Here is an 8,248-nt window from a genome sequence, read left to right on the forward strand (position 1 = left end):
GCCCCAGCGCGCGTTGGCGGCGTTCAGGGCATAGCGCGCGTTCAGGATCGGCACCACCAGTTGCGGGCCGGCCTGCACCGCGAGCTCGGCGTCGACGTTCTCGGTGGTGACGCGCGCCTGCGCTGGCGGCGGCACCAGGTAGCCGATGGTCTCGAGGAACTTGCGATAGGCCACGATGTCGCGGATCGGGCCGGGGTTGGCCTGGTGCCACTTGTCCAGCTCGGCCTGCAGGCGTTCGCGTTCGGCCAGCAGCGCCAGGTTCTTCGGCGCCAGCTCGGTCACGATGGCGCCAAAGCCCTTCCAGAATGAATCGCGCTCGACGCCGACACTGGGCAGCACCTCGCGGTTGATGAAGTCGTGGAGTTCGGTGGCAACTTGCAGGTCGCCCACCTTGACACGCTGGACCATGGGAACCTCTCCAGGAAAAATCAGGCAGGAACGCGCCGCGCGCGGCACGCCATCGAACCGCCGACTCTATTCGATTTGTTTTAGGTGAAAAAGACGCTTCCAATTGCAAAACAATTGACTTTTTTGCAAAGATCGGATCGTTCTCCTCTCTGCTCTGACCGTGTGCGCGGTCGACGACTGCGGCGTCTGCGACTTGCGCTGGATTCGACAGCTGGATGCACCTCGCAGGGCGCGGTCCTCAGCCTGCCAGGCGCCCGAGTGGGCGCCGCGGCTCCGAAGGGACCTGCGCGCCTTTGGACGGCGCGAGTGGACGCGGCGCTGGCGGGTGCAGGGCACGCGCCCCCGGCCGATGCGCGTGATCGAAGCGGCCAAGCGCAACGTTCATGCGATTTTCAAGTCGTCCACCAGCGATCGACGGCCGGATTCAGGTTCAGTCCAGCGCCTCGCGCATGCCCGGCAGTGCCATCCACAGGGCGGCGATCAGCACCGGCGCCGCCTGCACCAGCGCCAGCGTGACGCTGCCACCACGCCAGGCCCAGCCGAGCGCGACCAGCGCCAGCACGCCGTGCGCCGTCATCGCCCAGCGGCTGCGCCGCGCCAGCAGGGCGCCGACTGCCGCGCAGGCGGCCCCGCACGCCAGGTAATAGGCGCCGCCGCCACGCGCCAGCAGCACCAGGCCGCCGAAGCCGAGCAGTGCGCCCCACAGGATCAGCACCCAGCCCATCAGGCGCGGCAGGCCGGTGCTGCGTGCCTGTGCCGACTGCTGGCGCTCGATCAGCGCCCACTGTTCGATCAGCGCCTGGCTGGCCTCCGCACCGGCCGGTGCCGGCGCGGGCGGCGTGGCCTCCCGTGCGTGCACGTCGCGCCCCGTGGGCCGTGGCGCGCCGGCGCGCGAAGCCGGGGCCGGCAGCGGGTCGGCCATGCGCCGCTCCAGCTCGGCCCGGGCGCTGCGGCTGCCGCGCTCGGCAAGCTGATGCAACTGCACCACGCTGAGCGCCTGCAGGTCGGCGCGGGATCGGGAGGCAGGTCGGGACGCGGCGGTCATGGGGCGGGGCAGATCGCACGAGAGGCGCCCATGATCGCACAGCCCGCGGCACGCGCCTGCGGAGGGCTGCGGATAATTCCCGCCCATGGACAAGCTCAAGGCCTTCGAGACCTTCGCGGCCGTCGCTGCGCGCGGCTCGCTCAGCGCGGCGGCGCGCGCCGAAGGCGTGGCCCCGGCGGTGATCGGCCGACGCCTCGACGCGCTGGAGCAGCATCTGGGCGTCAAGCTGCTGGTACGCACCACGCGGCGCCTGGCCCTGACGCCCGAAGGCACCGCTTTCCTGGACGATTGCCAGCGCATCCTGCATGAGGTGGCGAGCGCCGAGAGCAGCGTCTCCGCCGGCGGCGTGCAGGCCAGCGGCCACCTGCGCGTGACGGCACCGGCGGGTTTCGGGCGCCGCCACATCGCGCCGCTGGTGCCGCCGTTCCACGCCGAGCACCCGCGCCTGCGCATCTCGCTCAACCTGTCGGACCGCATCGTCGACCTCGCGGCCGAGGGCTACGACTGCGCGGTGCGCGTGGGCGATCTGCCCGATTCGTCCTGGATCAGCATCCGCCTGGCCGACAACCGGCGCCTGGCGGTGGCCGCGCCCGCCTACCTGCGCCGCCGCGGCGTGCCGCGCCATCCGCGCGAGCTGGCGCGCCACGACTGCCTGGTGTTGTCATCGGATGCGTCGCAGTCGCGCGGCTGGGCGTTCCGTGTGCCGCGGATCGCCCATGGGCAGGACTACGAACGCCCCCTTGCCGGGGCGGGCGTGCCGTACGCGGCAGCGGGTCGCGATCCCGAACGCGCCGCGTCGAGTGCTGGCGACGCCGGGCACGAAGTCATCCACCTGCGGCCCGGCGGCCCGCTCGACTGCAGCGACGGCCAGGTGCTGCACGACTGGTGCCTGGCTGGCCATGGGATCGCCTGGCGCTCCACCTGGGAGGTCGAGGCCGAGATCGCCGCTGGCCTGCTGGTGCCCCTGCTGCAAGCCTACGCCGCGCCGCCCAATGGCGTCTACGCCCTGCTGCCGCATCCGACGCGCCACCTGCCCCTGCGCGTGCGTCTGTGGGTGGATTACCTGAAGGGCTATTTCGGTGGCCCGGGCTTTCGCGGCACCGCCTCGGACCCGTGACGCAGCCCACGTAACATCGGCGCATGATCCTCGAATCCCTGCTTGCCTTCCTGCACGTCAGCGCCATCCTGGCCTGGATCGTGTTTGCCACCAGCCAGGCGGCGATCTGCCGCAGCGACTGGCTCAACGCCACCGTGGTGCAGCGCCTGGTGCGGCTCGACCGCATCCTGTGGATCGCGACCGCGGCGGTGCTGCTGACCGGCATCGCGCGCATCTTCCTGGGTGCCAAGGGCACCGGCTTCTATGCGACCAACCTGCTGCTGTACGCCAAGATCGGGCTGTTCGCGGCGGTGATGGCGCTGCAGGTCAGCCCGAGCCGGCATTACCGTGCCTGGGCCGACCGGCTGGCGCACGACCGCCTGCCGTCGGAGTCGGAAGTGCGGGCGGCACGGCGCTCGGTCATGGTTGCCACCCACCTGGTGGCGATCATCCCGCTGCCCGCGGTGTTTCTTGCGCGTGGCTTCGGAGGCTGACGGGCTCCGGCGGCACGCCGGCTCGCGCGCCCCGGCCTCTTAGAATCGCGCCCATGCTTTCCGTGAAACAGCAGTTGCTGGCCGCGCTTGCGGGCGAGCTGGAGCGGCTCGTGCCCGGTGCCGGCGCCCAGGCGGCGTTCGAGTCGCCACGCCAGGCCGCGCATGGCGACCTCGCCTGCACCGCCGCCCTGCAGCTGGCCAAGCCGCTCAAGACCAATCCGCGTGCGCTGGGTGAACAGCTGCGTGCCGCCCTGCAGGCGACCGAGGCCTTCGTGCGCTGGGTCGAGGTGATCGAGATCGCCGGCCCGGGCTTTCTCAACCTGCGCCTCAAGCCGGCGGCGCGGCAGGAGGTGGTGCGCCAGGTGCTGGCCGAGCGCGAGCGCCATGGCCTGCGGCCCGGGCACGGGGAGTCGGTGATCGTCGAGTTCGTCAGCGCCAACCCGACCGGGCCGCTGCACGTCGGCCACGGGCGCCAGGCCGCGCTCGGCGACGCCATCTGCAACCTGCTGGCGAGCCAGGGCTGGCGCGTGCACCGCGAGTTCTACTACAACGACGCCGGGGTGCAGATCGACACCCTGGCCACGTCCGTGCAGTGCCGCGCCAGGGGCCTCAAGCCGGGCGACGCGGGCTGGCCCGAGGCCGCCTACAACGGCGACTACATCCAGGACATCGCTGGCGACTTCCTGGCCGGCAAGACGGTGCAGGCTGACGACCGCAGCTACACCGCCAGCGGCGACGTGGAAGACCTGGCTGGAATGCGTGAGTTCGCCGTCGCCTACCTGCGCCACGAGCAGGACAAGGACCTGCAGGCCTTTCGCCTGAAGTTCGACCAGTACTACCTGGAGTCCAGCCTGTATTCGTCGGGCCGGGTGGCGGCCACCGTGCAGCGCCTGGTGGATGCCGGCAAGACCTACGAGCAGGACGGGGCCCTGTGGCTGCGCACCACCGACTACGGCGACGACAAGGACCGGGTCATGCGCAAGAGTGACGGCGGCTACACCTATTTCGTGCCCGACGTCGCCTACCACATCGCCAAGTGGGAGCGCGGCTTCCGCAAGGCCATCAACATCCAGGGCACGGATCACCATGGCACCATCGCGCGCGTGCGCGCCGGCCTGCAGGCCGCTGGCGTCGGCATCCCGCAGGGTTATCCCGACTATGTCCTGCATACCATGGTGCGCGTCGTGCGCGGCGGCGAGGAAGTGAAGATCAGCAAGCGAGCCGGCAGCTATGTCACGCTGCGTGACCTGATCGACTGGACCAGTGCCGATGCCGTGCGTTTCTTCCTGCTGTCGCGCAAGCCCGACACCGAATACACCTTCGACGTCGACCTGGCGGTGCAGAAGAACAACGACAACCCGGTCTATTACGTGCAGTACGCGCATGCGCGCATCTGCTCGGTGCTGGAGGCCTGGGGCGGCGATGCGGCCACCCTGGCGGGCGTCGACCTGGCCCCGCTCGATACGCCGGCCGCGCAGGCCCTGATGCTGCGGCTGGCCGAATTCCCGGACATGCTGGCCGGCGCGGCGCGCGACTTCGCGCCGCACGACGTCAGCTTCTACCTGCGCGAGCTCGCCGCCAGCTACCACAGCTACTACGATGCCGAGCGCATCCTGGTAGACGATGCAAGCGTGAAAAATGCCCGGCTCGCCCTGGTCGCGGCCACCGCGCAGGTGCTGCAAAATGGCCTGGCGGTGCTGGGCGTGACGGCCCCGACCCGGATGTGATGATGGCCCTTCCCGACATGACCCCACCCGCGCGGCGCGGCCGCGCCACCCGCAGCGCATGAAACGAGCACGACCCCCGTCCAGCCGAGCCGCGCCCCGGCGCGGACGGCGCCAGTTCGGCGGCACCTTCCTGGGCCTGGTCCTGGGCGCCATCGTCGGCCTGGCAGTGGCGCTCGCGGTGGCCATCTACGTGACCAGGGTGCCGGTGCCATTCCTGAACAAGGGTGCCACGCGCAGCACCCTGCAGGACGCCGCCGAGGCCGAGCGCAACCGCGACTGGGACCCGAACGCGGCCCTGCGTGGCCGTGGTGCGGCCAACATGCCGGCGCCGATCGGTGGCGCGGTGGCGCCGCTGCCCGATCCGGCCCTGATCCCGGCCCCGGCCGTGCCGCCGCCTGCCGAGGTCCAGCCGGGCGCGCCCGCGCTGGCGCAGCCGCGCGCGCCCAGCCCCTCGGCGGACCCGCTGGGCGACCTGGCCGCCACGCGCTCGGGCCTGCCACCGCCGGCGGTCGCCCCCGTCGACCCATTCGCCTACTTCGTGCAGGCCGGCGCCTTTCGCGCCGCGCCCGAAGCCGATGCGCAGCGCGCGCGCCTGTCGCTGCTCGGGGTCGAGGCGCGCGTGAGCGAGCGCGAGCAGGCTGGGCGCACCATCTATCGCGTGCGCGTCGGCCCGCTGCAGAATCGTGATGCCGCCGAGCGCGTGCGCGAGCGGCTGGAGCAGAATGGCTTCGACGCTGCCCTGGTGCGGGTGCAGCGATGAAATGAAACACCCCGGTGGCTCCACTCGCTGCGCGATGTTGCGCGTCCCCCTCAAGGGGGCGCAGCCTGTGGCCAGGGAGACCCTGGCCACGGGTGCTCCGTGCGGCCGGCTCCGCGGCTGTCGGAGCAGGGCCATCCCATGCGTTGCGGGTGATGCAAAGTGCGGTGGAGCAACCGAGGTGACGCAACCTCCCGTGTCGCTGCGCGCTGCCCGGCAGGTTGCGGCACCGCACCGGAACTCGCGCGCCCCCATTGGCTCCATCAGCGACGGAATATCTGGAGAACAAGCATGAAACGACGTGAATTCACTCTTGGCGCCGCGGCCGTGATGCTGCCCGGCCTGCCGGCCTGGGCGCAGTCGGGCAAGGGCTATGTCGAGCTCAAGCAGCCGGCGCCGGTGGATGCGCCGAAGGGCCAGATCGAGGTGATCGAGTTCTTTTCCTATGGCTGCGTGCATTGCATGAACTTCGTGCCGGTGTTCGATCCCTGGATCAAGGCCGCACCCAAGGATGTCACCGTGCGGCTCGAGCACGTGCATTTCCAGAGCAGTTTCGAGCCGCTGCAGCGCATCTACTACACGCTGCTGGCGATGGGTCAGGTGAGTGCCGTGCACGAAAAGGTGTTCAAGGCGCTGCAGGTCGAGCGCAAGCGCCTGGACAAGCCCGAGGTGCTGTTCCCCTGGATCGCCGAGCAGGGCCTGGACCGCGCCAAGTTCGAATCCCTGTACAAGTCCTTTGGCGTCGCCACCCAGGCGCGACGCGCCATGCAGTTGCAGGAGGATTACCGCGTCGAAGGCACGCCGGCGCTCGGCATTGCCGGCCGCTACTACACCGACGGCGCGATGGCCGGCGGCTTCGAACGCATGCTGCAGATCACCAACCAGCTGATCGAGCAGGAGCGCAAGCGCGGCTGAAGTCTCCCCGCGCCGCCGAAGCAGGCCCGCTCCGGCGGGCTTTTTCGTCGGCGCACCGTGCAGGGACGCCACCGGCCCTCGTACAATTGATTGCGTCCAATAAGCAAAAAGCGTGCCGACCATGAACATGCGACTCCAGCCCGCTGCGCAATCCCACTTCCGGCTCGCACTCGGACTGTGTGTGCTGCTGCTGGCGGGGTCGGCCTGGGCCGAGCGCGCCGATCGCAACCAGCCGATGAACATCGAGTCCGACGCGCTGCGCTACGAGGACCAGAAGCAGCTCTCCACCTTCACCGGTCACGTGGTGGTGACCAAGGGCACGATCGTGATGCGCGGCGGCCGGCTGGAGGTGCGGCAGGATGCGGACGGCAACCAGCAGGGGGTGATGTTCGGGGAGCCCGGCAAGCGCGCCTTCTTCCGCCAGAAACGCGATGGCGTGAACGAGTTCATCGAGGGCGAGGCCGACACCATCGAATACGATGGCGGGAGCGACACCGTGCGCTTCCTGCGTCATGCCGAGATGCGGCGCCTGGCCGGCAGCGCGGTGCAGGACGAAGTCACGGGCGATCGCATCGTCTATAACAACCGCACCGAGGTCTACACCGTCGACAGTGCGCCGGCCGCAGGCGGCGCCGCCAGCACCGGCGGTCGCGTGCGCGCGGTGCTGGCGCCGCGCGGCAGCGGCAACGATGGCGGCAATGACAACGGCGACCGCGCGGCCACGCCGGCGCTGCCGCTGCAGCCCTCGACCCGGTTGCCGGCTCCGGAGCCGGCCCAGTGAGCGACGCCGCCACCCCGCCCGTTCGGGCTGCCGCGGCGCCCGGGCCGAGCCGACTCGAGGTGCGCGGCCTGCGCAAGAACTTCGGGACGCGCCGCGTGGTGCACGACGTTTCGCTGGAGGTGCGCAGTGGCGAGGTGGTGGGGCTGCTGGGGCCCAATGGCGCCGGCAAGACGACCTCCTTCTACATGATTGTCGGGTTGCTGCGCGCCGACGCCGGCAGCATCGCGATCGACGGCCACCCGGTCGAGCACATGCCCATCCATCGCCGCTCGCGCCTGGGCCTGTCCTACCTGCCGCAGGAGGCCTCGATCTTTCGCAAGCTGACGGTGGCCGAGAACGTGCGCGCGGTGCTGGAGCTGCAACGGGACGCCGACGGCCGGCCGCTGGCGCGCGCCGAAATCGAGCGGCGGCTGACGGAATTGCTGCGCCAGCTGCACGTCGAGGAGTTGCGCGATTCACCGGCGCCGGCGCTGTCCGGCGGCGAGCGCCGGCGCGTCGAGATCGCGCGCGCACTGGCGACGCAGCCGCGCTTCATCCTGCTGGACGAACCCTTTGCCGGCATCGACCCGATCGCCGTGATCGAGATTCAGCGCATCATCGCCTTTCTCAAGGTGCGCGGCATCGGCGTGCTGATCACCGACCACAACGTGCGGGAGACGCTGGGCATCTGCGACCACGCGGTGATCATCAGCGAGGGGCGCGTGCTGGCCGCCGGCACGCCCGAGGCCATCGTCGCCAACCCGGACGTGCGCCGGGTCTACCTGGGGGAGCACTTCCGGCTGTGAATGTAGATCCCCCCTGTGTCGCTGCGCTCCTTCCCCCCAGGGGGACAACGCCGATGCCCGGTACACGCCCGGGCATGGCGTTCGCGCGCAGGGCCTGCTCCGCGGCCTCTCGGACGGGCGACGCCCGCGCGCCCAGGATGAGAGCGCGGCCTTGCGGCGCCGGGATCGAGGTCCAGGCCGCTGCACTCCTTCCCCCCAGGGGGACAACGCCGATGCCCGGTACACGCCCGGGCATGGCGT

Annotated in this window: 8 protein-coding genes and 1 pseudogene; 7 read left to right on the forward strand and 2 right to left on the reverse strand. The window is 70.7% G+C overall.

What is annotated here, in order from left to right; genetic code table 11:
* Both PKA16_RS14170 and PKA16_RS14175 read right to left on the reverse strand, forming a co-directional pair.
* Positions 1-408 (reverse strand): annotated as a pseudogene (locus PKA16_RS14170) (malate synthase G); the annotation flags it as partial.
* A 430-nt stretch (positions 409-838) separates the two neighbouring features.
* The gene (locus PKA16_RS14175) at positions 839-1,453 is read right to left on the reverse strand and encodes a hypothetical protein (RefSeq protein ID WP_324404179.1); all 615 of its coding nucleotides are present in this window, start codon (positions 1,451-1,453) and stop codon (positions 839-841) included.
* A gap of 85 nt (positions 1,454-1,538) precedes the next feature.
* Between PKA16_RS14175 and PKA16_RS14180 the strand changes: the two genes are divergently transcribed.
* The 7 genes from PKA16_RS14180 to lptB all read left to right on the forward strand — a co-directional run bounded on the left by PKA16_RS14180 (position 1,539) and on the right by lptB (position 8,008).
* Positions 1,539-2,570: a LysR family transcriptional regulator gene (locus tag PKA16_RS14180; protein ID WP_324404180.1), complete on the forward strand. Its 1,032-nt coding sequence runs from the start codon at positions 1,539-1,541 to the stop codon at positions 2,568-2,570.
* A 23-nt stretch (positions 2,571-2,593) separates the two neighbouring features.
* On the forward strand, positions 2,594-3,043 hold the full coding sequence (locus PKA16_RS14185; RefSeq protein ID WP_324404181.1) for a DUF2214 family protein: 450 nt from the start codon (positions 2,594-2,596) through the stop codon (positions 3,041-3,043).
* 53 nt (positions 3,044-3,096) lie between these two features.
* Positions 3,097-4,770 (forward strand): arginine--tRNA ligase, encoded by a 1,674-nt coding sequence (gene argS / locus PKA16_RS14190; protein WP_324404182.1) that lies wholly within the window; start codon positions 3,097-3,099, stop codon positions 4,768-4,770.
* 58 nt (positions 4,771-4,828) lie between these two features.
* The gene (locus PKA16_RS14195) at positions 4,829-5,530 is read left to right on the forward strand and encodes an SPOR domain-containing protein (RefSeq protein WP_324404183.1); all 702 of its coding nucleotides are present in this window, start codon (positions 4,829-4,831) and stop codon (positions 5,528-5,530) included.
* 288 nt (positions 5,531-5,818) lie between these two features.
* Positions 5,819-6,442 (forward strand): thiol:disulfide interchange protein DsbA/DsbL, encoded by a 624-nt coding sequence (locus PKA16_RS14200; protein WP_324404184.1) that lies wholly within the window; start codon positions 5,819-5,821, stop codon positions 6,440-6,442.
* 121 nt (positions 6,443-6,563) lie between these two features.
* Entirely contained in the window at positions 6,564-7,223 is a 660-nt protein-coding gene (gene lptA / locus PKA16_RS14205) for a lipopolysaccharide transport periplasmic protein LptA (protein ID WP_324404185.1), read from the forward strand.
* On the forward strand, positions 7,220-8,008 hold the full coding sequence (lptB, locus tag PKA16_RS14210; RefSeq protein ID WP_324404186.1) for an LPS export ABC transporter ATP-binding protein: 789 nt from the start codon (positions 7,220-7,222) through the stop codon (positions 8,006-8,008). Before lptA ends, lptB begins: the two co-directional genes overlap by 4 nt.
* The last annotated feature ends 240 nt before the right edge of the window (positions 8,009-8,248 follow it).

Source organism: Ottowia sp. (assembly GCF_035325765.1).
GTDB lineage: Bacteria > Pseudomonadota > Gammaproteobacteria > Burkholderiales > Burkholderiaceae_C > Ottowia.

Excerpts from the sequence above, each read along its gene's own strand:
- PKA16_RS14175 (WP_324404179.1), bottom strand. The coding sequence starts at position 1,453 with ATGACCGCCGCGTCCCGACCTGCCTCCCGATCCCGCGCCGACCTGCAG.
- PKA16_RS14180 (WP_324404180.1), top strand. The coding sequence starts at position 1,539 with ATGGACAAGCTCAAGGCCTTCGAGACCTTCGCGGCCGTCGCTGCGCGC.
- PKA16_RS14185 (WP_324404181.1), top strand. The coding sequence starts at position 2,594 with ATGATCCTCGAATCCCTGCTTGCCTTCCTGCACGTCAGCGCCATCCTG.
- argS (WP_324404182.1), top strand. The coding sequence starts at position 3,097 with ATGCTTTCCGTGAAACAGCAGTTGCTGGCCGCGCTTGCGGGCGAGCTG.
- PKA16_RS14195 (WP_324404183.1), top strand. The coding sequence starts at position 4,829 with ATGAAACGAGCACGACCCCCGTCCAGCCGAGCCGCGCCCCGGCGCGGA.
- PKA16_RS14200 (WP_324404184.1), top strand. The coding sequence starts at position 5,819 with ATGAAACGACGTGAATTCACTCTTGGCGCCGCGGCCGTGATGCTGCCC.
- lptA (WP_324404185.1), top strand. The coding sequence starts at position 6,564 with ATGAACATGCGACTCCAGCCCGCTGCGCAATCCCACTTCCGGCTCGCA.